25 protein-coding genes and 1 tRNA gene are annotated in these 26,737 nt (G+C 65.2%); 12 read left to right on the forward strand and 14 right to left on the reverse strand.

Annotated features, from left to right (window positions below):
- Positions 1-16: 16 nt before the first annotated feature.
- The 4 genes from PT85_RS04525 to PT85_RS04540 form a co-directional block, all read right to left on the reverse strand.
- Positions 17-1,390 carry a glutamine synthetase family protein gene (locus PT85_RS04525; RefSeq protein WP_039606063.1) on the reverse strand — a complete coding sequence of 458 codons (1,374 nt, stop codon included), beginning with the start codon at positions 1,388-1,390 and terminating at the stop codon, positions 17-19.
- Between the two features lie 47 nt (positions 1,391-1,437).
- Positions 1,438-2,478: a TRAP transporter substrate-binding protein gene (locus PT85_RS04530; protein ID WP_039606064.1), complete on the reverse strand. Its 1,041-nt coding sequence runs from the start codon at positions 2,476-2,478 to the stop codon at positions 1,438-1,440.
- Positions 2,479-2,542: 64 nt separating this feature from the next.
- Positions 2,543-3,883, reverse strand: a complete 1,341-nt coding sequence (locus PT85_RS04535) for a TRAP transporter large permease (RefSeq protein ID WP_039606065.1) — start codon at positions 3,881-3,883, stop codon at positions 2,543-2,545.
- Entirely contained in the window at positions 3,884-4,390 is a 507-nt protein-coding gene (locus tag PT85_RS04540; RefSeq protein WP_027589576.1) for a TRAP transporter small permease subunit, read from the reverse strand.
- 143 nt (positions 4,391-4,533) lie between these two features.
- Here PT85_RS04540 and PT85_RS04545 point away from each other — a divergent pair, with 143 nt between their 5' ends.
- Complete coding sequence (locus PT85_RS04545; protein WP_039606066.1) at positions 4,534-4,860, forward strand: TraR/DksA family transcriptional regulator; 327 nt, start codon at positions 4,534-4,536, stop codon at positions 4,858-4,860.
- Between the two features lie 111 nt (positions 4,861-4,971).
- Here PT85_RS04545 and PT85_RS04550 read toward each other — a convergent pair whose 3' ends face one another.
- On the reverse strand, positions 4,972-6,555 hold the full coding sequence (locus PT85_RS04550; protein WP_027589574.1) for a peptide chain release factor 3: 1,584 nt from the start codon (positions 6,553-6,555) through the stop codon (positions 4,972-4,974).
- Positions 6,556-6,968: 413 nt separating this feature from the next.
- Here PT85_RS04550 and PT85_RS04555 point away from each other — a divergent pair, with 413 nt between their 5' ends.
- Positions 6,969-8,132 carry a type III PLP-dependent enzyme gene (locus PT85_RS04555; protein WP_027589573.1) on the forward strand — a complete coding sequence of 388 codons (1,164 nt, stop codon included), beginning with the start codon at positions 6,969-6,971 and terminating at the stop codon, positions 8,130-8,132.
- A 144-nt stretch (positions 8,133-8,276) separates the two neighbouring features.
- Here PT85_RS04555 and PT85_RS04560 read toward each other — a convergent pair whose 3' ends face one another.
- The 5 genes from PT85_RS04560 to PT85_RS04580 all read right to left on the reverse strand — a co-directional run bounded on the left by PT85_RS04560 (position 8,277) and on the right by PT85_RS04580 (position 14,428).
- Positions 8,277-9,821 (reverse strand): sulfite reductase subunit alpha, encoded by a 1,545-nt coding sequence (locus PT85_RS04560; RefSeq protein ID WP_052237610.1) that lies wholly within the window; start codon positions 9,819-9,821, stop codon positions 8,277-8,279.
- 187 nt (positions 9,822-10,008) lie between these two features.
- The gene (locus PT85_RS04565; RefSeq protein ID WP_039606067.1) at positions 10,009-10,926 is read right to left on the reverse strand and encodes a DUF4198 domain-containing protein; all 918 of its coding nucleotides are present in this window, start codon (positions 10,924-10,926) and stop codon (positions 10,009-10,011) included.
- Positions 10,927-10,941: 15 nt separating this feature from the next.
- Positions 10,942-11,445 (reverse strand): DUF2271 domain-containing protein, encoded by a 504-nt coding sequence (locus PT85_RS04570; protein ID WP_039606068.1) that lies wholly within the window; start codon positions 11,443-11,445, stop codon positions 10,942-10,944.
- 10 nt (positions 11,446-11,455) lie between these two features.
- Complete coding sequence (locus PT85_RS04575; RefSeq protein WP_267958205.1) at positions 11,456-12,106, reverse strand: PepSY-associated TM helix domain-containing protein; 651 nt, start codon at positions 12,104-12,106, stop codon at positions 11,456-11,458.
- Between the two features lie 96 nt (positions 12,107-12,202).
- On the reverse strand, positions 12,203-14,428 hold the full coding sequence (locus PT85_RS04580; RefSeq protein WP_039606070.1) for a TonB-dependent receptor domain-containing protein: 2,226 nt from the start codon (positions 14,426-14,428) through the stop codon (positions 12,203-12,205).
- Positions 14,429-14,603: 175 nt separating this feature from the next.
- On the opposite strand from PT85_RS04580, the gene PT85_RS04585 reads away from it, so the two are divergent.
- The 3 genes from PT85_RS04585 to PT85_RS04595 are packed head-to-tail and all read left to right on the forward strand — an operon-like array spanning position 14,604 to position 16,908.
- Positions 14,604-15,353, forward strand: a complete 750-nt coding sequence (locus tag PT85_RS04585; RefSeq protein ID WP_027589567.1) for a 5-oxoprolinase subunit PxpA — start codon at positions 14,604-14,606, stop codon at positions 15,351-15,353.
- Positions 15,350-16,006: a 5-oxoprolinase subunit PxpB gene (gene pxpB, locus PT85_RS04590; RefSeq protein ID WP_039606071.1), complete on the forward strand. Its 657-nt coding sequence runs from the start codon at positions 15,350-15,352 to the stop codon at positions 16,004-16,006. Before PT85_RS04585 ends, pxpB begins: the two co-directional genes overlap by 4 nt.
- A complete protein-coding gene (locus PT85_RS04595; RefSeq protein WP_039606072.1) occupies positions 16,003-16,908 on the forward strand; it encodes a 5-oxoprolinase subunit C family protein in 906 nt (301 codons plus the stop codon). Before pxpB ends, PT85_RS04595 begins: the two co-directional genes overlap by 4 nt.
- A gap of 13 nt (positions 16,909-16,921) precedes the next feature.
- Here the strand turns inward: PT85_RS04595 and PT85_RS04600 are convergent, their stop codons facing one another.
- The gene (locus tag PT85_RS04600; RefSeq protein WP_037008541.1) at positions 16,922-17,623 is read right to left on the reverse strand and encodes an SIMPL domain-containing protein; all 702 of its coding nucleotides are present in this window, start codon (positions 17,621-17,623) and stop codon (positions 16,922-16,924) included.
- A 169-nt stretch (positions 17,624-17,792) separates the two neighbouring features.
- Here PT85_RS04600 and PT85_RS04605 point away from each other — a divergent pair, with 169 nt between their 5' ends.
- The 3 genes from PT85_RS04605 (at position 17,793) to PT85_RS04615 (ending at position 20,661) form a co-directional block, all read left to right on the forward strand.
- The gene (locus PT85_RS04605; protein ID WP_027589563.1) at positions 17,793-19,049 is read left to right on the forward strand and encodes an ATP-binding protein; all 1,257 of its coding nucleotides are present in this window, start codon (positions 17,793-17,795) and stop codon (positions 19,047-19,049) included.
- Between the two features lie 28 nt (positions 19,050-19,077).
- A complete protein-coding gene (locus tag PT85_RS04610; protein WP_039606073.1) occupies positions 19,078-19,638 on the forward strand; it encodes a response regulator transcription factor in 561 nt (186 codons plus the stop codon).
- 81 nt (positions 19,639-19,719) lie between these two features.
- Positions 19,720-20,661, forward strand: a complete 942-nt coding sequence (locus tag PT85_RS04615; protein ID WP_039606074.1) for an AEC family transporter — start codon at positions 19,720-19,722, stop codon at positions 20,659-20,661.
- 105 nt (positions 20,662-20,766) lie between these two features.
- Here PT85_RS04615 and PT85_RS04620 read toward each other — a convergent pair whose 3' ends face one another.
- The 3 genes from PT85_RS04620 to PT85_RS04630 form a co-directional block, all read right to left on the reverse strand.
- Positions 20,767-21,270 (reverse strand): RDD family protein, encoded by a 504-nt coding sequence (locus PT85_RS04620; protein ID WP_037008539.1) that lies wholly within the window; start codon positions 21,268-21,270, stop codon positions 20,767-20,769.
- A 145-nt stretch (positions 21,271-21,415) separates the two neighbouring features.
- Complete coding sequence (locus PT85_RS04625) at positions 21,416-21,628, reverse strand: cold-shock protein (protein ID WP_021700367.1); 213 nt, start codon at positions 21,626-21,628, stop codon at positions 21,416-21,418.
- Between the two features lie 348 nt (positions 21,629-21,976).
- A tRNA-Leu gene (locus PT85_RS04630) sits at positions 21,977-22,062 on the reverse strand.
- Positions 22,063-22,167: 105 nt separating this feature from the next.
- On the opposite strand from PT85_RS04630, the gene queA reads away from it, so the two are divergent.
- The 4 genes from queA (at position 22,168) to secD (ending at position 26,736) form a co-directional block, all read left to right on the forward strand.
- On the forward strand, positions 22,168-23,217 hold the full coding sequence (gene queA / locus PT85_RS04635; RefSeq protein WP_039606075.1) for a tRNA preQ1(34) S-adenosylmethionine ribosyltransferase-isomerase QueA: 1,050 nt from the start codon (positions 22,168-22,170) through the stop codon (positions 23,215-23,217).
- Between the two features lie 14 nt (positions 23,218-23,231).
- Complete coding sequence (gene tgt, locus PT85_RS04640; protein ID WP_139182009.1) at positions 23,232-24,347, forward strand: tRNA guanosine(34) transglycosylase Tgt; 1,116 nt, start codon at positions 23,232-23,234, stop codon at positions 24,345-24,347.
- Positions 24,348-24,397: 50 nt separating this feature from the next.
- A complete protein-coding gene (gene yajC, locus PT85_RS04645) occupies positions 24,398-24,733 on the forward strand; it encodes a preprotein translocase subunit YajC (RefSeq protein ID WP_027589558.1) in 336 nt (111 codons plus the stop codon).
- A 140-nt stretch (positions 24,734-24,873) separates the two neighbouring features.
- The gene (gene secD / locus PT85_RS04650) at positions 24,874-26,736 is read left to right on the forward strand and encodes a protein translocase subunit SecD (protein ID WP_039606077.1); all 1,863 of its coding nucleotides are present in this window, start codon (positions 24,874-24,876) and stop codon (positions 26,734-26,736) included.
- The last annotated feature ends 1 nt before the right edge of the window (position 26,737 follow it).

The following is a 26,737-nucleotide window of genomic DNA, read 5'->3' on the forward strand; positions in this document are numbered from 1 at the left end:
AAGGGGCTCGTGGCGATCAGATGATTTCAAAGTAGCGGTCCAGCTCCCAATCGCTGACATGTTTGCGGAACTCGCGTTCCTCCCATTCGCGGGTCGCGGCGAAATGTTCGACGAAGGCGTCGCCGAACAGCTCGCGGGCGGCCTGGGAGGCTTTCAGGCGCTGCGCCGCGTCCCACAGGGTGTGCGGCAAGGCCAGCTCGGCCGGATGTTCGACTGCGTAGGCGTTGCCGCTGATTGGCGCGGTGGGTTCCCAGCCCTGCTGGATGCCGTACAGCCCCGAGCCCAGCGCGGCGGCCAGCGCCAAGTAGGGATTGGCGTCCGCCGCGCCCAGGCGGTACTCCACGCGCTGCGACTTGGCCCCGCCGGGAATCACCCGCAGGGCGGTAGTACGGTTCTCCACGCCCCAGGTGGCGTCGGTGGGCGCCCAGTAACCGGGGACGAGCCGCCGGTAGCTGTTCACCGTGGGCGCCAGCAGGCTGAGGAATTCCGGCATCAGCCGCTGCTGGCCGGCGATGAACTGGCGTTGCAGGGTGCTCATGCCATGGGGGGCGGCCGGATCATGGAACGCCGACTGCTGGCTGGCCTGCTCGCGCAGCGACAGGTGGATATGCCCGCTCTGCCCGGGGTAGTGCTCCGACCACTTGGCCATGAAGGTGGCCATGCAGCCGCGCCGCTGGGCCAGCACCTTCATGAAGGTCTTGAACAGCGCCGCCTTGTCGGCGGCGGCCTCGGCGTGATCCACGGCGATGGCCGCCTCGACCACCCCGGGCCCGGTCTCCGAATGCAGTCCCTCGATGGGGAAGTCCATGCGCTGACCCAGGTCGAGGATCTCGTGGTACAGCTCGGCATGCACCGAGTTGCGGATGGTCGAGTAGCCGAACCAGTCCGGGGTCAGCGGCTTGAGGTTGCGAAAGCCCTTGTTGCGCACCGAGTGTGGTGTTTCGTCGAACAGGAAGAACTCGTATTCCAGCGCGGCGAGGGGATCGAAACCCATCGCCTGGCAGCGCTGGATCACCCGCAACAGCGTGTTGCGCGGGCAGACGGCCTCGGCCTGTTCGGCGAATTCGCCAAGGAACAGCAGCATGCCGTTCTCGAAGGGGATTTCCCGGCAGCTGGACGGGAGGATGCGCACCGGCGCATCCGGGTAGGCGGTGTGCCAGCCGGTGTAGGTGGTGTTGTCGTAGAGCTTGTCCTTGACGTCCCAGCCCAGCACCACGTTGCAGAAGCCGCTGCCGTGCTCCAGCGCCGAGAAGAACTTGCTGCGGTTGATGTACTTGCCGCGCATCACCCCATCGATGTCGAACAGCCCCACCTTGACGTGGCTGAGGCCGCGCTCCTCGATGATGCGCCTGGCGTCTTCGACGGTCTTCACGTTGCGTGGATCGAGCATGCGGCCCCCCGGCTGCGGAAGTGGTTGAGTGCTCAGCACCGTGGCGGCTAGCGGTACGGCGTACCGGCCTTGGCCATCAGCGCGTTGTATTGCTTGAAGATCTCCACCACCCGGGCGCAGCGCGGGCTGGTCTTGGCGATCTCGTCCCAGAACTTCTGCGCCTCGTCCTCCACGGTCTTCCATTCCTCGGCGGGGATGGAGGTCAGCTCCAGCTTCTGGCCTTCCACCCGCAGGCGCGCCTCGCCGGCCCAGTACCAGTGCTGGCGGTAGTAGTGCGAGCTGTCCATGCACAGGCGGAACAGGGTCTTGAGGTGCTCGGGCATTTCGTTCCACTTGGCCGAGTTGGCGAAGTAGGAGCCGATCCAGGCGCCGGAAATGTTGTTGGTGAGGAAGTATTTGGTGACGTTGGCCCAGCCCACCGTGTAGTCCTCGGTGATGCCCGACCAGGCAATGCCGTCCAGCTCGCCGGTCTGCAATGCCACCTCGACGTCTTCCCAGGGCAGCGTCACCGGGATCACCCCGAAGCGGGTGAGGAACTTGCCGGCGGTGGGGAAGGTGAAGATGCGCTTGCCCTTGAGGTCGGCCAGGCGGCGGATCGGTTCGCGGGTGGCGAAGTGGCAGGGGTCCCAGGCGCCGCTGCCCAGCCAGGTGACGCCCTGCACCTCGCCATAGGCCTCGGCCCAGATGTCGTTCAGCCCCCAGTTGTGGAACAGCGCCGGCACGTCGAGGCTGTGGCGGGTGGCGAAGGGGAAGTAGCCGCCGAACACCGAGACGTCTACCGGCGCGGCGATGGAGTCGTCGTCGCTCTGCACCGCGTCGATGGTGCCGCGCTGCATGGCGCGGAACAGCTCGCCGGTGGGCACCAACTGGTCGGCGTAGTACAGCTTGATCTCCATTTCGCCGTTGGCGGCCTTGTTGAAGGCCTCGATGGACGGCTTGATGACATGCTCGCCCAGCGCCGGACCGGCGTAGGTCTGCAGGCGCCAGGTGATCTTCTTCGGCTCCTGCGCGTAGATGTGCGCCGAGCCCAGGGCGGCGGTGCCGGCCAGTGCGGTGGCGCCGGTGAGGAAACTGCGTCGTGTTGTCATGGCGTTCTCCGGAAAGTGGGGTGCAACAACTCCAACTGCAGGCGCGGCGAGCAGCCGCGTTTCGTTACAGGTCGCCACCTGCCGAGGCCGAATACCACTGCGGCAGCCACAGGGCGATCTGTGGAAAGAGCATCACCAGCGCCAGGGCCAGCAGCATCACCAGCACGAAGGGCAGGACCGAGCGGTAGATGTCGGCCAGGTCGATGCCGGGTGGCGCCATGGCGCGCATCAGGAACAGGTTGTAGCCGAACGGCGGGGTCAGGTAGGCGATCTGGCAGGTGATGGTGTAGAGCACGCCGTACCACACCAGGTCGAAGCCCAGCGCGCCGACCAGCGGGATGTACAGCGGCGCGACGATCACCAGCATGGCGGTGTCGTCGAGGAACATGCCCATGACGATGAAGGACAGCTGCATCAGCACCAGGATCTGCCAGGGGCTCAGGTGCAGGCTTTCCACGAACAGGTTCTCGATGGCCGCCACCGCACCGAGGCCGTCGAACACCGCGCCGAAGCACAGCGCGGCGAGGATGATCCACATGAACATGCAGGTGATGCCCAGGCTCTTGCGCAGGGTGCTTTCCAGCACGGCAGCGCTGAGCCGGCGCTTGAACAGCGCCACCAGGGTGGCGGCCACCGCGCCGACCGCCGCGCTTTCCACCAGGCTGGTGAAACCGAGCAGGAACAGCCCGGTCATGCTGAAGAAGATGAACAGCGGGGCGATGCCGGCGCGCAGCGAAGCGAGTTTCTCGCGGCGGGTAATGGTGCGGCGTTCCTCGGCGGCCATCGGTGGGCCGAGGCGTGGATTGAAACGGCAGCGCAGTACCACGTAGAGGGCGAACAGACCGGCCATCAGCAGGCCGGGGAACACGCCGGCCAGCCACAGCTGGCTGACCGGCTGGCGGGCGATCATGCCGTAGAGCACCAGCACCACGCTGGGCGGCACCAGGATGCCCAGCGAGCTGCCGGCCTGCACCACGCCGGTGACCATCAGCTTGTCGTAGCCGCGGCGAAGCAGTTCCGGTAGGGCGATGCTGGCGCCGATGGCCATGCCGGCGACGCTCAGACCGTTCATCGCCGAGATGGCCACCATCAGGCCGAGGGTACCCAGCGCCAAGCCGCCGGGTAGCGGCCCCATCCACACATGGAACATGCGGTACAGGTCCTCGGCCAGCCCGGACTCGGAGAGCATGTAGCCCATGTACACGAACAGCGGCAGGGTCAGCAGCGGGTACCACTTCATCAGCTTCATGGCGGCGCTGAAGGCCATTTCCGAACCGCCCTGGCCCCACAGCCAGAAGGCTGCCACTACGGCCACGAAGCCGATGGCGCCGAACACCCGCTTGCCGGTGATCAGCAGCACCATCATCGAGGTGAACATCAGCAGGGCGATGTGTTCGTAGGCCATCTACAGCGTCTCCCCGCGCGCGGTGGCGAGGTCCTTGAAGAAGGTGGCCAGCACCTGCAGCAGCATCAGCAGCACGCCCAGGCACATGATGACCTTGATCGGCGCCATGCGCGGCGACCAGGCGGAGTAGCTGGTCTCGTTGTATTCCAGGGCGTAGAGGGTCGAGGAAAGGCCGCCGTAGAGCAGGAAGCCCAGGTACACCAGCAGCAGGCCCACGGTGCACAGGTCGACGATGGCGCGGGTGCGCGGCGACCAGCGGCTGTAGAACAGGTCCATGCGCACATGCTCGCCCTGTTGCAGGGCGTAGGCGCCACCTAGCAGGAAGTAGGCGACCATCAGGAACTGTGCCATTTCCAGGGTCCAGATCGCCGGGTTGGCGAACGACTTGCTGAAGATGGAATAGAACAGCACGCCGATGATGGCGAAGATCAGATACATGGCGCAGCGCCCGACGAAGCGGGTGATTGCGTCGACGCCGCGCACGAATATCCGAATCGCCCTGGGCATGGCAGTCCTTGCGCTGAAAGGCTATGGGAACAGCCTAGTTCAAGTTCTGGCGTGCAAGGCGGTTCGCTGTGCTGATCGATGTCACCACATACGCGGCCAAGAGCGACCACACTTCAGCGATCACCCTGACAGGAGTTCCAAGCATGAATAGCGTCGAACCCAGCGAGCGACTGCAGCAACTGGCGGAGGAATACCGCACCCGCGCCGAGGCGATCCGCCGTGACCTGGCCAGCCAGCGCGACCCCGATTTCGCCGAGCAGGCTCAGGAGCGGCAGAACGATGATGTGCTGCGGGGGCTGTTGCTGGAAGCCGAGGTGGGACTGCGGGAAGTGAACCGCGCGCTGGAACGTCTGGAGGAGGGCAGCTACGGTGAATGCACGCGCTGTGGCGAGCCCATCGGCGAGGCGCGCCTGGAGGCCTTGCCTATGGCCTCGCTGTGCGTGAGGTGCGCAGATCTGCAGGAGACCTAGGGAGCCTGTGACGCCCGCAGATGTAGGGTGGTCAACGCACGGCGTTGGCCACCGCGCGGCTCGCGCCGGCGGCCGGAAAGACGCCGACCGCCCTACCGTCGACCATCCGTCCTAGTGATGCTCGCGGGTGGCGCGGAATTTAACGTCCGGCCAGCGCTCTTCCATCAGGCTCAGGTTCACGCGGGTCGGCGCCAGGTAGGTCAGGTGACCGCCGCCGTCGATGGCCAGGTTCTCGAACGCCTTGTCCTTGAACTCCTTGAGCTTCTTCTCGTCGCGGCACTCGATCCAGCGTGCCGACCAGACATTGATGGCCTCGTAGGCGCACTCGACCTTGTATTCCTCCTTCAGGCGGCTGGCGACCACGTCGAACTGCAGCACGCCCACGGCGCCGAGGATGATGTCGTTGTTGCGCTCGGGGAAGAACACCTGGGTGGCGCCTTCCTCGGCGAGTTCCTGCAGGCCCTGGCGCAGCTGCTTGGACTTCAGCGGGTCCTTCAGGCGCACGCGGCGGAAGAGTTCCGGCGCGAAGTGCGGAATGCCGGTGAAGCCCAGGCTCTCACCTTCGGTGAAGGTGTCGCCGATCTGGATGGTGCCGTGGTTGTGCAGGCCGATGATGTCGCCGGCCCAGGCTTCTTCGAGCATCTCGCGTTCGCTGGAAAAGAAGGTCAGCGCGTCGGCGATGCGTACATCCTTGCCCAGGCGGGCATGGCGCAGCTTCATACCCTTTTCGTACTTGCCCGAGCAGATGCGCATGAAGGCGATGCGGTCGCGGTGCTTCGGGTCCATGTTCGCCTGGATCTTGAACACGAAGCCGGTGAACTTCTCCTCGACCGGCTCGACCACGCGCTCATTGGCGGTGCGCGCCAGCGGCATGGGTGCCCAGTCGACGATGGCGTCGAGCACATGATCGACACCGAAGTTGCCCAGCGCGGTACCGAAGAACACCGGGGTCAGCTGGCCCTTGAGGAACTCCTCCTGGTCGAACTCATGGCAGGCGCCCTGCACCAGTTCCAGCTGCTCGATGAAGCGCTCGTACTCGTCGCCCAGGTGCGCGCGCGCTTCGGCGGAATCGAGCTTCTCGATGATCTTCACCTCGGTGCGCTCGTGGCCGTGGCCCGGGGTGTAGACGATGATGTAGTCGCCCTTGAGGTGATACACGCCCTTGAAGTCGCGGTAGCAGCCAATCGGCCAGGTGACCGGCGCGGCCTTGATCTTCAGCACCGCCTCGATTTCGTCGAGCAGCTCGATGGGGTCGCGGATGTCGCGGTCGAGCTTGTTGATGAAGCTGACGATCGGCGTGTCGCGCAGGCGGCAGACGTCCATCAGCGCGATGGTGCGCGGCTCGACGCCTTTACCGCCGTCAAGCACCATCAGCGCGCTGTCCACGGCAGTCAGGGTGCGGTAGGTGTCTTCCGAGAAATCCTCGTGGCCGGGGGTGTCGAGCAGGTTGATCATGTGCTCGCGGTAGGGGAACTGCATCACCGAGGTGGTGATGGAGATGCCGCGCTGCTTTTCCATCTCCATCCAGTCGGAGGTGGCATGGCGGTCGGACTTGCGCGACTTCACGGTGCCGGCCACTTCGATGGCCTTGCCCATCAGCAGCAGCTTTTCGGTGATGGTGGTCTTACCCGCGTCGGGGTGGGAGATGATCGCGAACGTGCGGCGCTTCGCGACTTCGGCGGCCTGAGTGGTCATCGGAAAGGAACCCGTCGACGTGTGAGTCGGTCTGTCAGAAAAGGGCGCGATTATAGCGGCAAACGGCGCGTTGCGTGGGCGTCGTGATCGTCGGCCATACGCTCGTTTGTGCAGCATTCCGGCCGCTTTGTGGAGAAAACTTGACAATCGAAAAAGCGTGGCCACCCCTGGGCAATTTTCGATTGATCTCGGCCCGCCTTGGTCCTAAAGTGCGCGCCCGAACGCCCATGCTGGAAACGATCCATCCGGCTCAAGTACTGACGACGAGAGGTTGCGGCGCCCCGCGCGGCAATTCTCGGCGACATGCCTTGGGAAGTAGGCGAACCAAAGTGGGGAAACTGTCCGGCGTTCGCGGCCTCTGAGGCCATTCCACACATTTGTTCTGTTTGTTTTGCCATTTGGAGTCCCAACGCATGTCGATCAAGGTCGAAGACTATTACCCGCGCGCCACATTCCAGAAGATGAAGGCGTTCGCCGACCAGCAGGAAACCCCGTTTGTCGTCATCGACAAGCAGACCATCGCCGATTCCTACGACCAACTGGTCAGCTGCTTCCCGTTCGCCAAGATCTACTACGCGGTGAAGGCCAACCCGGCCACCGAGATCACCGAGCTGCTGCGCGACAAGGGCTCGAACTTCGACATCGCCTCCATCTACGAGCTGGACAAGGTGATGAAGGCCGGTGTGAGTGCCGACCGCATCAGCTACGGCAACACCATCAAGAAGGCGCGTGACATCCGCTACTTCTACGAGAAGGGCGTGCGCCTGTTCGCCACCGACTCGGAAGCCGACCTGCGCAACATCGCCAAGGCGGCACCGGGCTCGAAGATCTATGTGCGCATTCTCACCGAGGGTTCCAACTCCGCCGACTGGCCGCTCTCGCGCAAGTTCGGCTGCAACCCGGACATGGCGCTGGACCTGCTGATCCTGGCCAAGCAGCTCAAGCTCGAGCCCTACGGCATTTCCTTCCACGTCGGCTCGCAGCAGCGCGACATCGACGTGTGGGACGCCGCCATCGCCAAGGTCAAGGTGATCTTCGAGCGTCTCAAGGAAGAAGACGGCATCACCCTGAAGATGATCAACATGGGCGGCGGTTTCCCGGCCAACTACATCGCCAAGACCAACGACCTGCAGACCTACGCCGAGGAAATCACCCGCTTCCTCAAGGAAGACTTCGGTGACGAGCTGCCGGAAATCATCCTCGAGCCGGGCCGTTCGCTGATCGCCAACGCCGGCATCCTGGTCAGCGAAGTGGTGTTGGTGGCGCGCAAGTCGCGCACCGCCGTGGAGCGCTGGGTGTACACCGACGTGGGCAAGTTCTCCGGCCTGATCGAAACCATGGACGAGTCCATCAAGTTCCCGATCTGGACCGAGAAGAAGGGCGAGATGGAAGAAGTCATCATCGCCGGCCCGACCTGCGACAGCGCCGACATCATGTACGAGAACTACAAGTACGGCCTGCCGCTGAACCTGTCCAGCGGTGACCGCCTGTACTGGTTTTCCACCGGCGCCTACACCACCAGCTACAGCGCGGTGGAATTCAACGGCTTCCCGCCGCTGAAGGCCTACTACATCTGAGTCCCGCCGCGGACAGTTCGCTCCCCGCTGGCGGGAGCGAACCTGTTCGCGAGCTTCTGGATGGGGCCTGCTGGAAAGCTCGCGGACAAGTCCGCTCCCACAGAATAATGGCCGGCGGGCTAATGGATCAGGGCTTCAAACCCTTCAATACAGATCCCGCCGATACCGTCCATTCCTGGCCAGCTCATCGACCCGTTCCGCGCCGAGCAACCCGCGCAGCAGGGCATCCACCTCGCGGCCCATGCCCTCCAGGCTGCCGCAGATCAGCAGGCTGGCGCCATTGGCGAGCCACTGGCGCAGCGTCTCGGCCTGGTCACGCAGCACGTGCTGCACATAGCGGCGTTCGGCCTGGTCCCGCGAGAACACCCGGTCCAGCCGGGCCAGATGACCGCTGGCCAGCCATCCTTCCAGCTCCTGTGCCAGCAGGCTGTCATGGGCCGCGTTGCGCTCGCCGTACAGCAGCCAGTGACCGTGCTGGCCCAGGGCTTCGCGCTCGCGCAGGTGGGCGTGCAAGCCGGCCAGGCCGGTGCCGTTGCCGATCATGATCAGCGGGCCGCAGGCCGCCGGCAGTTGGAAGGACGGGTTGGCGCGCAGGCGCAGATCGATGCACTCGCCGACTTCGGCGTGCCGGCACAGCCAGCCGGAGCCCAGGCCCGGGCAGCCGTCCGGGGTGTGGGTGAGGCGTACCAGCAGCTCCACGCCGCCGTCGGCGGGCAGCGAGGCGATGGAATAGTCGCGGTGGTTCAGGCGCGGGAGCTGTTCCAGCAGTTGCTCGATGCTCATCTCGGCCAGCTCGTGCGTATCGTCGGGCCAGCGGCGGCTGGCTAGCTCGCCGATAAGCGCGTCGCCCGGCTCGTTCAGCTGCAAGGCGCGCAGCTTCTGGCGGACGGTCGCCACCGGCAGGCGTGGCGCGATCTCGGCGATGTCGCCGGCCTGCCAGTGGGCGGGACCGTCCAGCGGTTCCAGGCGGATGCGGTAGACCGGCGCACCCTGGCTGCCGGGGTTCAGACGGCTGCGCTCGACCAGCCGCCAGGGGCTGAACGCGGGCGCAGCCCATTCCGCGTAATCCGGCTGGCCGCTCAACTGGGCCAACTGCCACTGCCAGCGGCTCAGCGTGGCCGGTGCCAGCCGATCCGCCTCCAGTCGCTCGAACAGCGGGATGGCCTGCCGCTGGCGCAGGCGGTCATCCACGGCGCGGGCGAAGCCGCAGAACTGCCGGTAGTCGCTGTCGCCCAGGCCCAGCAGGGCGTACTCCAGATCACGCAGCGGCGGCAGATTATCCAGCAGGCGCAGGAAGCGCGCGCCATTGTCTGGTGCCTCGCCCTCGCCGTAGGTGGCCAGCACCAGCAGCAGGCGGTGCTGGCGGGCGAGAGCCTCGGGCGTCAGTGCATCCAGCGACACAGCGGCCGCCGGCAATCCACCCAGGGTGAGTTGCTCCGCGCTGCGTTCGGCAATCCGCCGCGCCTGGCCACCCTGGCTGGCGTAGGCGATCAGCAGGTTGTCTGCGACAGGGAGGGCAGGCTTCGCACGCGCGCGCCGCCAGGCGAGGCCGCACAGGCCGAGCCAGGCCAGCATCACCAGCGCGGCGGACAGTTCGCGCGACGGCTGCCAGGCAAGCAACAGCGCAGCCAGCAGCAGGCAGGCCACGAGTGGCCAGTAGGCGAGCGGGGTATTCGGGGTGGCGCGCATGTCAGGGTTCCGGTGGGCAAGGGCGGGGCGGCCAAGGAAAAGGACGACCACCCTAAGCTTCGCCAGGCGCCAGGCGCGATCGTAGGGTGGTTCGCGCTGTATCGAGCCACCATGCGCGCCGGGCTGGCCGGCGCGTTGGTGGCCAATGGAAAACATTGACCACCCTACGAGGCCAGACACCGGTGTCTCAGGGCGCCAGCACTTCCAGGGTGGCGCTGTAGGAGGCGCGACGCTCGGTGACCGGCTTCTTCACGCCCTTGTCGGTGCGCAGCTCGGCTTCCAGCCAGTACATGCCCGGCGCCGGCCAGGTCACCGTCAGGCGGCCCTTGCTGTCGGTCTTCAGGGTCAGCTCGCCGGTAGCGTCACGGTAGCGGTTGCCGCCGGGAATCACGGTCACTTCCACGTCCGCCGCCGGCTTGCCGTCGAGCAGGAAGTCGAAGGTGGCGGTTTCGCCGGCGAACAGGTCGTTCGGGTGGGTGACCGGTACCATTTCCAGGCCGGCCTTGGTGGGCTTGAGCACGGTGCTGGTGGTGTCGCCGGAGGTGACGAACACTTCCATGCGGTTGCTGCCCTGGGTCACGCGCAGATCGTCGGCCTTGGCCGGGAGGTTCTTTTCCAGGTCTTCCAGCTTGCCCATCCAGCGGTGGGCGACGCCGTTTTCCTTCCAGGAGGCCATCAGGCCCTGGTTGGCCACGGCCAGCTTATAGGTGCCCTTCTGGGTCAGCTGCACATCGAAGGTGGTGCGGTAGCGGCCAACGGCGCCGTTCTGCGGCTGCACTTCACTGCCGTCCGGCGCGAGGATCGCCAGCTTGTTGGCCGGGCGGCGCATCGGCGCCGGCGCGGCCGGCTTGTCAGCTTGCCCGGCAGCCGGTGCGGCCTGCGGGCCACGGGCGGGCAGGGCCAGCGGCTTGCCGATACCTTCGAGCTGCAGGGGGAAGTGCTCGAAATAGAACAGGTCGTTGGACACGGCGGCGTCCACCGTCACCCAGGGCTCCTCACCGGACAGCACGGTGGAGGATGGCAACATCCAGGCGCGGTGCGCCTGGGCAGACAGGGGCAGAGTGACGGCCAGGGCCAGGGCGGTCCATTTCAGCAGACGATTCATGTGCGGCTTCCTTGATCAGGGTTTGACAGTGAGGGTGATGGCGCCCAGCTCGCTGGTGCCCTGGGCCTTGGCGGTGGCAGGCTGCGGCCAGGTGAACGGCACCCGCAGCAGTTCGCGTCCGCCCACTTCGCGGGCGGCTTCGACCACCAGGTTGTAGTCGCCAGCTGGCAGGGACTGCAGCGGCGCTTCGCTGCCCTTGTAGCTCAACTGATGGGTGCCCACGGCGCGGGTGGCAGCCGAGACGCCGTCGACCGGCATCTCCAGGCTGCGGCCGCTGCGCCGCCACCACTGGCGCATGTCCTTGAGCCACTTCTCGCCTTCCTTGTCCTTCATCTTCAGGTCGTACCACACGGCCAGATTGGCCACGTGGCTCTGGTCCGGCTTTTCCAGCCACAGGGCCACGTAGGGGCGGTGGTACTCGGCGACGTCCAGGCGCGGGATTTCCACGCTGATGTCCAGGTCGGCCGCGAAGGCGGCCGGGCTGAGCAGAACAACCAGAGGCAGCAGGTGCTTGCGCATAGCGGTTTCCTTAATGAATGAACAGCAGGGCCAGCAGCACGGGAATCACCACACCCAGCGCGGTGAGCGGCCAGGTGCCAGGGCGCCCCGCGGCATGGCGGTGCAGCAACAACAGTCCCGTGACACAGAACACCACGCAGGCCACGGCGAACAGATCGATGAACCAACTCCAGGCCATGCCGGTGTGGCGGCCCTTGTGCAGGTCATTGAAATAGGCGATCCAGCCGCGATCGGTGACTTCGTACTCCAGCTCGCCGGCGACCAGGTCCAGGCTCAACCAGGCATCGCCGCCGGGGCGCGGCAGGCCGACGTACAGCTCGCCCTCAGACCATTCGGCCTCGCGCCCGTCCGGGCGGATGCCGAGGCGGTCTTCCAGCCACTCGGCCAGCTCGGTCGGCACGCCTTCTACCGGCGCGTCCGCCAGCAGGAGTTCCTGCAGGGATTTGGGCAACTGCTCGATGCGACTGGAGACCTGCGCCTTGCCTTCGATCTGGCCGGCATGGTTCAGGGTGATGCCAGTGACGGCGAACAGCAGCATGCCGGCCAGGCAGAGCGCCGAGCTGATCCAGTGCCATTGGCGGAGGGTGCCGAGCCAGAGACGCATGGAAGACTGGTTCCGGTAATAGGTTGCGGCACAAGGCCAGTAGGAATGGGGCGGGATTCTAAGGCGCTTCGGGCCGTAGATGTTAGGGATTTACCAATAACATACATTCGCAAAAAGGCCCGCCCTTGGAAGGGCGGGCCTTTGGGTGCTGACTTAGAAGTCGACCGTGGCGGAGAGCCAGAGGCGCCGACCTTCCTCCAGCGTACCGGTGGTGGCAGCAGCTGACTGGGTGTAGTAGGACGCCCAGCCTACCGCACCCGTGTCGGTGGTATAGGTTTCGCCGTCGAGGAAGTCCTTGTCGAACAGGTTGTAGATACTCGCGTTGAAGGTCACGTTCTCGGAGGCCTTATACGAACCGCCAAGATGGAATACCTCGTAAGCCTTCAGGTCCCCGACTTCATCCTGAAGGGCTTGGTTGGCGGCAGTCAGGTTTTCGTACTTGTCGGTGAAGCGGGCACGCTCGCCACGGTATTCGCCCTTGATCCACAGGGTCAGCCGCTCGCTGGCGTTCCAGTTGAGGCTGGCGTTGAGCATATGTTCGGGCGTGTTGGTCAGCGGAGCGCCCTTGTTGATGCCGCTTTTCTGTTCACTGTCGCTGTAGGTGTAGTTGCCGCTCAGGCTCCAGCGCGGTGCGAACTGCCAGCGGCTGGCCAGTTCCAGGCCCTGTGTGACGGCCTCGTCGATGTTGATGCTTTGCGCGAAGCTTTCCTGGGTGAAGCCACTGCCAAAGCTCACGCAGCCGGGCTGGTTGGGGTTGGCCGTGTAGAAACAGTTGGCCAGCGGTGTGCCGTCGTCGATCTTGTCCTTGAACTTGTTATGGAACAGCGTGGCATTGGCGCTGAAGCCGGCATAGTTGTCGAAGTACACCCCGAACTCGGTATTGGTGGTGATCTCCGGATCCAGGTTCGGGCTGCCGATGGTGATGGTCTGGCCCTGGGCCGTAACGCCGTTGATGCCGTCATGCAGCTGGTTGAGGGTCGGCGTCTTGTAGCCACGGCTGACGCCGCCTTTCAGCGTCCAGTGGTCGCTGGTGTTCCACACCAGATAGGCGCGGGGGCTCACGTGGCCACCGAAGGCGTCGTGGTTTTCGTAGCGGGCGCCGAGGGTCAGTGCCAGGTCGTCACGGAGGCGCCATTCGTCTTCTGCGAACAGCGACCAGGTGGACTGTTCGAATTTCTCGGACGCAATGCCGTCGATGACCTCGGCGTCCCACCATTGGGCGCCCAGGGTGGCGATATGGGACTCGCCGATGGGGCTGACCAGCTTGGTGTCGAATACGAGGTCAGTGGATTTCAGTTCGCGATCGGCGCCCGCAACGATGGAGGGGTAGCCGGTGTAGGCCACGCCGAGCGTGCCGGGAATGGTCCGGCCGAGCGTTTCCGTGGTGTTGTGGGTCAGGCTGCTGTCCAGGGTGCCGAAGCCCAGGCGCGCGGTGTGGCTCAAGGCGAACTGCTCGCGCTCGAAGCGAAGCTCATCCGCATAGCCGTTGACCTTCGTGGGGGCGTCGGTGGTGCAACCAGACACGGCATTGCCGCCAGTCTTGCCATCGAGCGTGCCGAGCTGGCAGTTGTCATTGTCGTAGACCTGGCGGCCGCGCTCGACATCCAGGCTGAAGTCGTGATTCTGGTGGGGGGTCAGGGTCAGGCGAGCGCCCAGGGTGTTGTTGCGGCCTTCCACTGGAGCGGCGCCGCGCTTGCTGACATTGCTGTCATTGTCGAAGGTAAGGTCGGATTCGCCACGGTCCTGCAGGCTGCCGCGCACCGCCAGGCCCAGCAGACCGTCGACCAGCGGGCCGCTCGCGTACAGGCTGGTCTTGCTGGCTTCGCCGTAGTCGCGGTTTTCCTGGAAGGTGTGGTCCAGGCTCAGCGAGCCGCCCCATTCGGAGGCGACCTTTTTGGTGATGATGTTGACCACGCCGCCCATGGCGTCCGAGCCGTAGAGGGTCGACATCGGACCGCGGATGACTTCGATGCGCTCGATGGCCGACAGCGGCGGCATGAAGCTGGTGGATGTTTCGTTGAAACCGTTCGGGGTGACGTTGCCGGCGGTGTTCTGGCGGCGGCCGTCAATGAGGATCAGGGTGTAGTCGCTGGGCAAACCGCGGATGCTGATATTCAAGCCCCCGGTCTTGCCGGTGCCTTGACGAACGTCGATACCTTCCACGTCTTCCAGCGCTTGCGCGAGGTTGCTGTAACGCTTCTTCTGTAGCTCTTCGCCGCTGACCACGGAAATACTGGCTGGCGCATCGGTAATCTTTTGCTCATAACCGGCAGCACTGACAACGGTATCGCCGAGGACCAGCGGATCCTGGGCGAATACAGCAGCGCTGGCGCTCAGCAGGGCGGTGGCCAGCGCGGTGCGGGCAAAGGGCAGCGGCATCGGAAACTCTCCTTGTGGGGCGGTAAAGGTTTCGTAAAGGCAGACGCGGCGCATGATAATGATTTGCGATTAGCTTGAGAAGTATTTTCAATTGCGAAACTGTCTAAGCCTGATTCGCGCTGCGGCGGGGCGTCCGGGCTTGCGGTAGCAGGGGCAAACCCGGAAGCTTGCGGGCATGAACAAGGCAACGCTGCTGCTTAATTGCGACATGGGTGAAAGCTTCGGTGCCTGGACCATGGGCAACGATGCGCTGGCCATGCCGCTGATCGATCAGGCCAACCTGGCCTGCGGCTATCACGCGGGTGATCCGTTGACCATGCAGCGCAGCGTGGCGCTGGCGGTGCGGCATGGCGTGAGCATCGGTGCCCACCCGGCCTATCCCGACCTGCAGGGTTTCGGTCGCCGCTCGCTGAGCTGCTCGCCGGAAGAGGTGCGCGCACTGGTGCTTTACCAGCTCGGTGCGCTGGAAGCGTTCTGCCGGGCGGCGGGCACGCAGGTCGCGTACGTGAAGCCTCATGGCGCGCTGTACAACGATCTGGTGCGTAACGATGCGTTGCTGGAGGCGGTGCTCGACGCCTGTCGCAGTTTCCGGTCCGGCTTGCCACTGATGGTGCTGGCGTTGCCCGACAATTGCCGCGAGGCGCGTCTGGCCGAGGCGGCCGGTGTGCCGCTGCTCTTCGAAGCCTTCGCCGACCGCGCCTATCAGGCTGACGGCCAGCTGGCGCCGCGTCGTGTGGCCGGGGCCGTGCACCAGGATCCGGAGCGGATTCTCGGCCAGGCACTGGCCATCGCCCGGCGGCAGCCGTTTGCCGATATCGACGGCAAGCCGATACGCCTGCAGGCCGACAGTCTGTGCGTGCATGGCGACAATCCGGAATCCCTGGGCGTGCTGCGTCGGCTGCGCGCGCTGCTTGACGCGGCATGATCCGCTGCGAGCCGGCCGGCGCCGAGGCGCTGCTGTTGACGCTGGCCGAGCAGCCGAACGCCGGACTGCCTGCGCGGCTGGCCGCGCTGGTCGATCGCATCCACGCCGAACTGGGCCCGCTGGTGGTGGACCTGGTGCCGGGGTGGACCACGCTACTGCTGCATTACGACCTGCTGCGCACCGACCATGCGCAGTTGTGCGCGCGTCTGCAGCCCGTGCTGGCGGCCTGGGAGCGTTCGGTTGGCGTTGCCCAATCGACCCGTTTGCATGAAATTCCCGTCAGTTACGACGGCGAGGACCTGCCGTGGGTGGCGCAGGCCTGTGGGTTGAGCGTGGCGCAGGTGATCGCGCTGCACAGCGGACGCGAGTACCGCGTCGGCGCCATCGGCTTCGCCCCGGGATTCGCCTACCTCGGCGAGCTGGACCCGCGCCTGGCCCTGCCGCGCCGGGCCACACCCCGCACGCGGGTGCCGGCCGGCAGTCTGGCCATCGCCGAACGGCAGACGGCGATCTATCCGCAAGCGTCGCCGGGCGGCTGGCATCTGATTGGGCGCTGTTCGTGGCGGTTGTTCGACGCGCGACGCGACCCGCCCTGTCCGTTGCGGGTAGGCGACCGGGTGCGCTTCGTGTCCGTTGGCGCGGTGGGCCCATGAACGGCTTGCGCGTCATGCGCCCCGGCGCGCTGAGCGTGTTGCAGGATGGCGGGCGCTTCGGCTGGCAGCATCTGGGTGTGTCACCGGGCGGTCCGTTGGATATCCAGGCGGCGGCTTGGGCCAACCGCCTGCTGGGCAATCCCTGGGGCGCGGCGTTGCTGGAGGTGGCGCTGGGCGGGCTGGAGTTGCTGGCGACGCTGGATACCTGGCTGGCAGTCTGTGGCGCCCAGATGGACGTGTGCGTGGACGGCAAGCCGCGGCCCGGCTGGTCGAGCTTCCCGGTGCAGGCTGGGCAGGTCGTGCGTCTGGGGTATGCGCGGCAGGGGCAACGTTGCTATCTGGCTGCGGCTGGTGGCTTTCTGGCCCGGCCGGTGCTGGGCAGTGTGGCGGCGCACCTGCGCGAGGGGCTCGGCGGTGTGCGCGGGGATGGCCGGCCCTTGCTGCGCGGCGACACGCTGGGCTGCCGACCGGCGCGGTCGAGCGGCGGGCGCAGCGTGCCCTGGCGCTTCCGACCGGACTATGGTCAGGCGTGCGAGTTGCGGGTGATGGCGGCGCCTGGCCACGAAGCGGCGCTGGCCGGACTATTTGCGCAGTCGTGGACGCTCAGTCCGCGCGCTGATCGTATGGGCATGCGACTGGAGGGCGAGCCCCTGGCGGCCAGCGCTCGGGAATGGTCGCAGGGTGTGGTCACCGGCACGATCCAGTTACCGCCGGATGGTCAGCCGATCGTGCTGATGGCCGATCGGCAGACCATGGGCGGCTATCCGGTGCTGGGTTGGGTGCACTCGCTGGACCTGGGGCGGCTGGCGCAGTGCACGGCGCACACCTCGCTGCGCTTTGAGCCCGTGTCGCTTGAAGATGTGCAGCGCGAATTACGCGAGTTCTATCGGTTCTTTCGCTAGCTGCCGTTCCGTCTCAGGGCATGGTCACTTCGATCGTGCCGTCGGCCTGGATGCTGATGCGTGTGGTGCCGGCTTCCACCTGCGGCGCGATGCTGTCGCTGGCGGCTTCCATCATCATCTTGGCCGGCGCGCGGTACACCGGTTGCGGGAAACCGTTGCTGTGCAAGTTGAGGTTGACCAGCCGGTAGCCGGTGCCGCCCAGCGCCTCGCTGGTCAGCCTGGCGCGTGCGCCGAAGGATTGCACGGCCTCTCGCAGCAGCTCATCCTCGTGGCGTTTGCGCAGTGCGTCGGAAACGCTGAAGCTCATGCCGCCCATGCTCAGGGTCTTCAGCAGTTCGCCGGTCAGTTGTGAAAGGGCGGGGAAGTCGGCGCTCTCCAGGCGCAGCTCGGCGCGCTCGCGCCAGGCGCGGATCTTCTGGCTCTTTTCCTCGTATACCGGGTAGCTGCTGCGGCTGCCCTGGCTGACGGTCACGCCCTTGGCCTGGCGCGCCTGGCGGATCGCGGCGTTGAGGGTTTCACTGACGTTCTGGGCGAGACGGGCGGGATCGCTGTCCTGGGACTCGGTGTACAGTGTCACGTGCATACGATCATGGCTGACTTCCTGGCTGACTTCGCTGCGCAGGGAGACCTGGTTGTAGCGGGGTTCCTCGGCTAGCGCGGGCAGGCTGGCACAGGCAAACAGGGCAAGCAGGGACAGGTGAGGCAAGCGGGACATGATGACTCCTGACAGTGCGGGGCCGGAGGTCGCCGGCACAGCGGCGGGGCCTGAGACTTTGGCCCGAACAACCGCTGTGCGCAAGGGTGGCGCGGCTGCGCTTGCGGCGCTATGCCGCAGCGGCGTGGAAAAGTCGCTGGTTATACTCGGGCAACTGCCCGGAGCCACTATGCGAGCCCCACTTTTCCTGCTTTCCGCCAACCGCCAGAACCTGGGCCGGCTGGTTCTTATCCGTGTCCTGGTGCTGTCTGCCCAGGCCGCTTCCGTAGGCGTTGCCTGGCTGTCCGGGGTGGTGGTGCTGCCCTGGCTGGCGTTGGCCATCATCCTGGGCATCTCCACGCTGCTGTGTCTGTTCACGGCCCTGCGGCTGCGCCAGCAATGGCCGGTGACCGAGCAGGAGTATGCCGTGCAGCTGGCCTGCGACCTGGTCATTCACAGCGTGCTGCTGTACTTCTCCGGGGGGTCCAGCAACCCCTTCGTTTCCTATTACCTGGTGCCGCTGACCATCGCTGCGGCGACCCTGCCCTGGTTGTACACGCTGGTACTGTCCGCCCTGGCGCTGACCAGCTACAGCCTGCTGCTGTTTACCCATCATCCGCTGACCCTGCTGGTCACCCTGCCGGCGGAAATCATGGTGTACGGCATGTGGCTGAGCTTCGCGCTCGCCGCCCTGCTGATCACGGTGTTCGTGGCGCGCATGGCCGAGGCGCTGCGTTTCCAGGAACAGCTGCAGGCGCAGCGCCGCGAGGCTGACATGCGTGACCAGCAGTTGCTGGCGGTGGCCACCCAGGCCGCCGGCGCGGCCCATGAGCTGGGTACGCCGCTGGCGACCATGAGCGTGCTGCTCAAGGACCTCATCCAGGATTGCCAGGGGCAGCCGTCCCTGCAGGATGACCTCAAGGTGCTGCAGGATCAGGTGATGCTCTGCAAGGGCACGCTGCAGAGTCTGGTGCGCGCCGCCGAGGCGCAGCGGCGCCAGGAGATCGTCGAGCAGACCGTGCGGGAATGGCTGGAAGCAGCGCTGGAGCGCTGGCACCTGATGCGCCCCGAAGCCACTTATCGCTATGAGTGCACCGGCAAGGGGACGCCGCCGAGCCTGATGCCGCCGGCCGAGCTGACCCAGGCGTTGCTCAATCTGCTGAACAATGCTGCCGATGCCTCGCCGGACAACCTCGCCATCCGTCTGGACTGGGACCACCAATGGATCAAGGTGACCATTCGAGATCACGGAGCCGGCGTGCCGCTGGCGATTGCCGAGCAGCTCGGCAAGCCGTTCTTCACCACCAAGGGGAAGGGGTTCGGCCTGGGCCTGTTCCTCAGTCAGGCCAGCGTGACGCGTGCCGGCGGAACCGTAAAACTGTATAACCACGAAGAGGGTGGTACGCTCACCGAGCTGCGTTTACCGCGCCTCTACGGTTTGCATTGATTGACCATGCCGCAGCCAAGGAGCCTGCATGTCTGAAGAAGTCCTGTTCGAGGGAGATGAGCAGCCTCATCTGTTGCTGGTGGATGACGATGCGACCTTCACCCGGGTGATGGCGCGTTCCATGGAGCGTCGCGGGCTGCGTGTCAGCGTGGCTTCCAGTGCCGAGGAGGGGCTGGTGATCGCGACGCGCGACAGCCCCGACTATGCCGTCCTGGACCTGAAGATGGAAGGCGACTCGGGGCTTGCCCTGTTGCCCAAGCTGCTGGAGCTGGACAGCGAGATGCGCGTGCTGATCCTTACCGGCTATTCGAGCATCGCCACCGCTGTGGAGGCCATCAAGCGTGGCGCCTGCAACTACCTGTGCAAGCCGGCGGATGCTGACGATGTGCTGGCGGCGCTGATGTCCGAGCACGTGGAGCTCAGTTCGCTGGTGCCGGAAAACCCCATGTCGGTCGACCGCCTGCAGTGGGAGCACATCCAGCGCGTGCTGGCCGAGCACCAGGGCAACATTTCGGCCACCGCCCGCGCACTGGGCATGCACCGCCGCACCTTGCAGCGCAAGCTGCAGAAGCGCCCGGTCCGCCGCTGAGCTTTCCCGGCGCCCCGCTTCGCGAGCGGCGGGGCGCCGCGTTACCATGCGGCCTTCTCGCTGTCGCAGTAGGTAGTAGTCGTGCTCGCTCTCATTCAGCAAACATTGGCGGTGACCGCCCCGGTCTTCGCCATGCTGTTCCTTGGTGTCCTGCTCAAGCGGCTCGGCTGGATCGACACCGCCTTCGTCAACACCGCCTCCAGTCTGGTCTTCAAGGGCACCCTGCCGGCGCTGCTGTTCCTCGCCATCCTGCGCGCCGATCTGAGTGCCGCCTTGCAGCCGCGCTTGCTGATCTACTTCACCCTCGCCACGGTAGGCGGCTTCCTGCTCGCCTGGGCATGGGCGATCTGGCGCTGTCCGCATGCGGATCGCGGCGTCTATGTGCAGGGGGCGTTTCGCGGCAACAATGGCATCGTCGGCCTGGCGCTGGCCAGCAGCCTGTACGGCGACTTCGGCCTGTCGCTGGGCGGTGTGCTCGCTGGCTTGGTGATCCTCTGCTACAACGCGCTCTCGGCGCTGGTGCTGGCGCTCTACAGCCCGAGCAGCAAGACCGATCCGTGGAGCATCGCCAAGAGCATTCTCGGTAACCCGTTGGTGCTGGCCGTGCTGGCGGCGATCCCATTCGCCTATTGGCGGATCCCGCTGCCGGACTGGCTGCTGACCTCCACCGGGTATTTCGCGCAGATGAGCCTGCCGCTGGCGCTGATCTGCATCGGCGCCACGCTGTCGCTGGCCTCGTTGCGCGAAAGCGGCGCCACCGCGCTGAGCGCCAGTCTGATGAAGATGATCTGGCTGCCGGCGTTGTCCACCCTGGGTGCCTGGTGGCTCGGTTTTCGAGGGCCGGAGCTGGGTATCCTGTTTCTCTACTTTGCCAGTCCGACGGCCGCCGCCAGTTTCGTGATGGCCAAGGCGGTGGGTTCCAACTATCAACTGGCGGCCGCGATCATCGTGATGACTACGCTGATGGCGGTGCTGAGCACCAACCTCGGGTTGTTCGTGCTGCAGTGGGGCGGTTGGGTGTAGGGTGGATCGCGCTTCATCGTGCCGCCAGGCGCGCCGTCCCGGCTTGATGGTGGCCAGGTAGCGCGCTGACCACCCTGCGAGGCTGGGCGCGGAAGACCGCGTTCCTCACTTCTTGTGCGCGTTCTTCGGCAGTTGCACCACACGGCTTTCCGAATAGATGTCGTGCCAGGTGCGCGACTGCTTGTCCCACAGCATCCAGATGAAGCCCAGGCCGAAGATCAACCAGGAGCCGATGGCGACGATGAAGCGCAGCAGCGCCTGCCAGAGATCGATGGCGGAGCCGTCGGCGTTCTGCACGCGGATGCCCCAGACCTGCATGCCGAGGGTCTGGCCGTTCCAGGTCCAGAACTTGGCGAAGAAGCCGAACAGGCTGAACAGCAGCAGCGTGGCCAGCAAGGGATCGTTGTCCAAGCCGCCGCTTTCCGCCAGCAGCTTGAGCTGGTCGCCGCCATGGATCAGGCGCAGCACGCCTTGCTGGTAGAGCAGGGTGACCACCATCACCAGGGCCACGCAGAGCAGGAAATCGTAGAAGAGTGCGGCCATTCGGCGACCGAAGCCGGCGGCCGGGAACGCGCCGCTGGGCTGGAGCATGCGTTTTGCAGTTGCCATGGGAAGCTCGTCGATGAAAAAGCGACCGCCATTCTAGGGGCTGTCGGCGCCCGATGGCGAGTCGCCTGGCTGCTTGGCTGCGTTTACGGCGGGCACAAAAAAGCCCCCGATGTTTCCATCGGAGGCTTCGGGTGTTGCGTGCTGCTTAGCCCAGAACCTGGACCTTGTCAGCCTGCATGCCCTTCTGGCCCTGGACGGCTTCGAAGGTAACCTTCTGGCCTTCCTTCAGGCTGCGGAAACCGCTGCCTTCGATAGCACGGAAGTGCACGAACAGATCCGGACCGCTTTCGGGGGTGATGAAGCCGAAGCCCTTCTCATCGTTGAACCATTTGACGGTGCCGGTTTGACGATTCGACATGTCTTTATTTCCTTGAAACTAGAGTGGATGGCAGTCCCTGTGACAACAGGGAGCTGGAACTGGTTGCAGGAGATAAGAGAAGTCGAGCGGGATGAAGCAAATCGTCAAGATCTACCGCACCAGGTCACGATTCAACAGCGACCCATGCAAACAGTGAGCGCACTCTACGGAAGTTTCGGGCAAATGCCAACCCCCCGCTCGGCACCTTTATGACGACGGCCGGAATGCTCCGGGGAAAAAGCTACAACTGGGCCGTCGAGGCGGTCGTATCGGGGTCGAGACTTGACGCGGAAGGACGGTCGGGCAGGCCCGGCCGGGGGATAGAAAAAGGGCATTTTCTTATCGGACTGGTGCCTTGGGAGAGACTCGAACTCTCACGTTGTCGCCAACGGCGGATTTTGAATCCGCTGCGTCTACCATTCCGCCACCAAGGCAATGGGCGCGCAGTATAGGGAGGCCAAGCCAGCCGGTCAATCGGCTCGCATGGCCAGCTCCAGGCATTTCCGTTAAGCTTTGCGCCCCTGCAAGACGGCCTCACCATGCGCGTTTCCGACTTTCATTTCGACCTTCCCGATGCTCTGATCGCCCGCCATCCGCTCGCGCAGCGCCGCGCCAGTCGCCTGTTGGTGCTGGATGGCCCGAGTGGAGCCCTGGCTCATCGCCAGTTCGCAGACCTGCTTGGCTATCTGCGTCCCGGCGACCTGATGGTGTTCAACAATACCCGGGTGATTCCCGCACGCTTGTTCGGGCGCAAGGCGACCGGCGGTCAATTGGAGATCCTCATCGAGCGGGTGCTCGACGAGCACCGTGCGCTGGCCCATGTGCGCGCCAGCAAGTCCCCCAAGCCCGGCAGTCGCATTCTGCTGGAGGGTGGCGGCGAGGCCGAGATGCTCGCGCGCCATGACGCGCTGTTCGAGCTACGTTTCGACCAGCCGCTGCTGCCGCTGCTGGAGCGGATCGGCCACATGCCGTTGCCTCCTTATATAGATCGGCCCGATGACACGGCCGACCGCGAGCGTTACCAGACGGTGTACGCCGAGCGTGCCGGCGCGGTCGCCGCGCCGACCGCCGGGCTGCACTTCGACGAGCCATTGCTCGAGGCGATTCGCGAGAAAGGCGTGGAAACCGCCTTCGTGACCCTGCACGTCGGAGCCGGCACCTTCCAGCCGGTGCGCGTCGAGCGCATCGAGGAGCACCATATGCACCGCGAATGGCTGGAAGTCAGTCAGGATGTGGTGGATGCGGTGAACGCCTGCAAGGCGCGCGGCGGTCGCGTCATTGCCGTGGGCACCACCAGCGTGCGTTCCCTGGAAAGCGCGGCGCGCGAGGGCAAGATCAAGCCGTTCAGTGGCGACACCGACATCTTCCTGTACCCGGGTAAGCCGTTCCATGTGGTGGATGCCCTGGTCACCAATTTCCACTTGCCGGAGTCCACCCTGCTGATGCTGGTTTCCGCCTTTGCCGGCTATCCGGAAACCATGGCGGCCTACCGCGCGGCGGTGGAAGAAGGCTATCGCTTCTTCAGTTACGGTGATGCCATGTTCATCACCCGCAATCCCGCCCCGCGCGGTCCCGAGGATCACCCATGACCCGTACCTGTCACATGAACTTCGACGTGCTCGCCACCGAGGGCAAGGCCCGGCGCGGGCGCCTGACCTTCCCGCGTGGCACGGTGGAAACACCGGCGTTCATGCCGGTGGGCACCTACGGCACCGTGAAGGGCATGCTGCCGCGCGATATCGAGGCCATCGGCGCGCAGATCATTCTCGGCAACACCTTCCACCTCTGGCTGCGTCCGGGTACCGAGGTCATCAAGGCACACGGTGATCTGCACAATTTCATGCAATGGCAGGGACCGATCCTCACCGACTCCGGCGGTTTCCAGGTCTTCAGCCTCGGCGAGATGCGCAAGATCAAGGAAGAGGGGGTGTATTTCTCCTCGCCGGTGGACGGCGCCAAGGTGTTCATGGGGCCCGAGGAGTCGATGCAGGTGCAGCGCGACCTGGGTTCGGACATCGTGATGATCTTCGACGAGTGCACGCCGTACCCGGCGGACCATGACACCGCGCGCCGCTCCATGGAGCTTTCGCTGCGCTGGGCCAAGCGCTCGAAGATGGCGCATGGCGACAATCCCTCGGCGTTGTTCGGCATCGTGCAGGGCGGCATGCACGAAGACCTGCGACTGCGCTCGCTGGAGGGCCTGATGGAGATCGGCTTCGATGGCCTGGCCATCGGCGGCTTGTCGGTGGGCGAGCCGAAGGAGGAGATGATCCGTGTGCTGGACTTCCTGCCGCCGCACATGCCGGCCGACAAGCCGCGTTACCTGATGGGCGTCGGCAAGCCTGAAGACCTGGTCGAGGGCGTGCGCCGGGGCGTGGACATGTTCGATTGCGTGATGCCGACCCGCAACGCACGCAACGGCCACCTGTTCGTCACTGGCGGGATCGTCAAGATCCGCAACGCCGTGCATCGCCATGACGATTCGCCGCTGGATCCGGGTTGCGACTGTTACACCTGCAAACACTTCTCCCGCGCCTACCTGCATCACCTGGACAAATGCGGGGAAATGCTCGGAAGCATGCTGAATACCATCCACAATCTGCGCTATTACCAGCGTCTGATGGCCGGTTTACGCGACGCCATCCAACAAGGTACATTGGCCGCCTTTGTCGATGCCTTCTATGCCCGGCGCGGTCTGCCAGCCCCGCCGCTGGACTGAATGAATCCGTATTGAAACCGTAGAAACCATCCCTGCAACAGGAGTGTTACATGAGCTTTTTCATTCCCGCCGCCTACGCCCAGGCCGCACCGGGCGCTGCAGCTCCGGGTTCCGACATGATGGGCATTCTGATGCTCGTGGGCTTCGTGGTCATCTTCTACCTGATGATCTGGCGCCCCCAGGCCAAGCGTGCCAAGGAGCACAAGAACCTGCTGGCCGGCCTGCAGAAGGGCGACGAAGTGGTCACCGGCGGCGGCATGACCGGCAAGGTGGTCAAGGTTGCCGATGACTTCGTGGTGCTGGAAGTGGCCGACAACGTCGAGTTGAAGTTCCAGAAGGCCGCCATCGTAGCGACCCTGCCCAAGGGCACGCTGAAGGCCATCTGATCCTGTCGGGTGGCACCCGCCAGGAACGGCGCTGTTCGCATGTGTCGCTGCCTTCCTGGAGGCTGAGCCGCCCGTTCAGGCTTCACGAGTTACTTTCTTGCGGGGCGCCTAGGCGCCCCGCTCTTTGAGCGGGCGGCGTCATGCTGAACAAATATCCCCTGTGGAAATATCTGCTGATTCTCGCGGTCCTGGCCCTAGGCCTGGTGTATTCCGCGCCCAATTTGTATCCCGATGACCCTTCGATCCAGATCACCGGCACCAGCACGGCGCTGCGTATCGATGAGGTAACGGTCGAGCGGGCTGCCGAAGCGCTGCGCGCGGCGGGCATTACGGTCAAGGCCACCGAAGTCTCCGAGCGCGGTGGCCTGCTGCGCCTGACCCGGCTCGGCGACCAGTTGCCTGCCAAGGACGTGGTTCGCAAGACCCTGGGTGATGAGTACGTGGTCGCGCTCAACCTGGCGCCCACCACGCCCGACTGGCTGCGCAGCATTGGCGCCTCGCCGATGAAGCTGGGTCTGGACCTGTCCGGCGGCGTGCATTTCCTGCTGGAAGTGGACATGGACAAGGCCATCGACGCGCGCCTGAAAGTCTATGAAGGCGAGGTCAAGAGCCTGCTGCGCAAGGAGCGCATCCGCTATCGCAGCATGCCGGGCAGCGACAATGCCTTCCAGTTGGGTTTCACCGACAGCGAAAGTCTCGACCGGGCCCAGAGCCTGATCCGCAAGACCTTCACCGATTTCGAGCTGACCAGCAGCGTGCGCAACCAGCTGCAGGTGCTCAATGTCGCGCTGACGCCAGCCACCCTGGCCGATATCCGCGAATACTCCATCAAGCAGAACCTCACCACCGTGCGCAACCGCGTCAACGAGCTCGGCGTGGCCGAGCCGTTGGTGCAGCGTCAGGGCGCCAATCGCATCGTGGTCGAGCTGCCGGGTGTGCAGGACACCGCCGAGGCCAAGCGGATTCTCGGCAAGACGGCCAGCCTGGAGTTCCGTCTGGCTGCCGAGCCGGATGCCGCGCGCGCCACCACCGAGACCTTCGATTTCCGCGAGGAAGGCCGTGCTCCGGTGGCACTGGAGCGCAGCGTGATCATCACTGGTGACCAGGTGACCGACGCGCAAGCCAGCTATGACGAGAACGGTCGCCCGCAGGTGAACATTCGTCTGGACGGGCACGGCGGCGAGCTGATGAACCGTGCCACCCGCAACAACGTCGGGCGCAGCATGGCGGTGCTGTTCATCGAGCAGCGTCCGGTGACCCGCTATGTCAAGGAGCTGGTCGACGGCGTCGAACAGGAAGTGGCGGTACAGAGCTTCCGTGAAGAGAAGAAGATCATTTCCCTGGCCACCATTCAGTCGGCCCTGGGCAGTCAGTTCCGCATTACCGGCCTGGACGGTCAGGGCGAGTCCTCCGAGCTGGCGCTGCTGCTGCGCGCCGGCGGTCTGGCCGCGCCGATGTACTTCGCCGAGGAGCGCACCATCGGCCCGAGCCTGGGTGCCGAGAACATCGCCAAGGGTATCGAGTCCACCTGGTGGGCGCTGATCCTGGTCTCGCTGTTCGTCATCCTCGTCTACAAGTTCTTCGGCATCCTGGCCACCGTCGCGCTGGCGTTCAACCTGGTGCTGCTGGTCGGCCTGATGTCGGTGATCGGCGCCACGCTGACCCTGCCGGGCATCGCCGGTATCGTGCTGACGCTGGGTATGGCGGTGGACGCCAACGTGCTGATCTATTCGCGGATCCGCGAGGAACTGAAGAATGGCCTGTCGGTGCAGCGCGCCATTCATGAGGGCTTCGATCGTGCCTACACGGCGATCATCGACAGTAACCTGACCACCCTGCTGGTCGGCGCCATCCTGTTCGCACTCGGTACCGGGCCGGTCAAGGGCTTCGCGGTCACGCTGTCGCTCGGCATCCTGACCTCGATGTTCACCGCCATCATGTTCACGCGCGGCCAGGTCAACCTGCTCTTCGGCGGTCGCAACGTGAAGAAACTGTGGATCTGAG

The organism is Pseudomonas flexibilis (assembly GCF_000806415.1).
Classification (GTDB): domain Bacteria; phylum Pseudomonadota; class Gammaproteobacteria; order Pseudomonadales; family Pseudomonadaceae; genus Serpens; species Serpens flexibilis.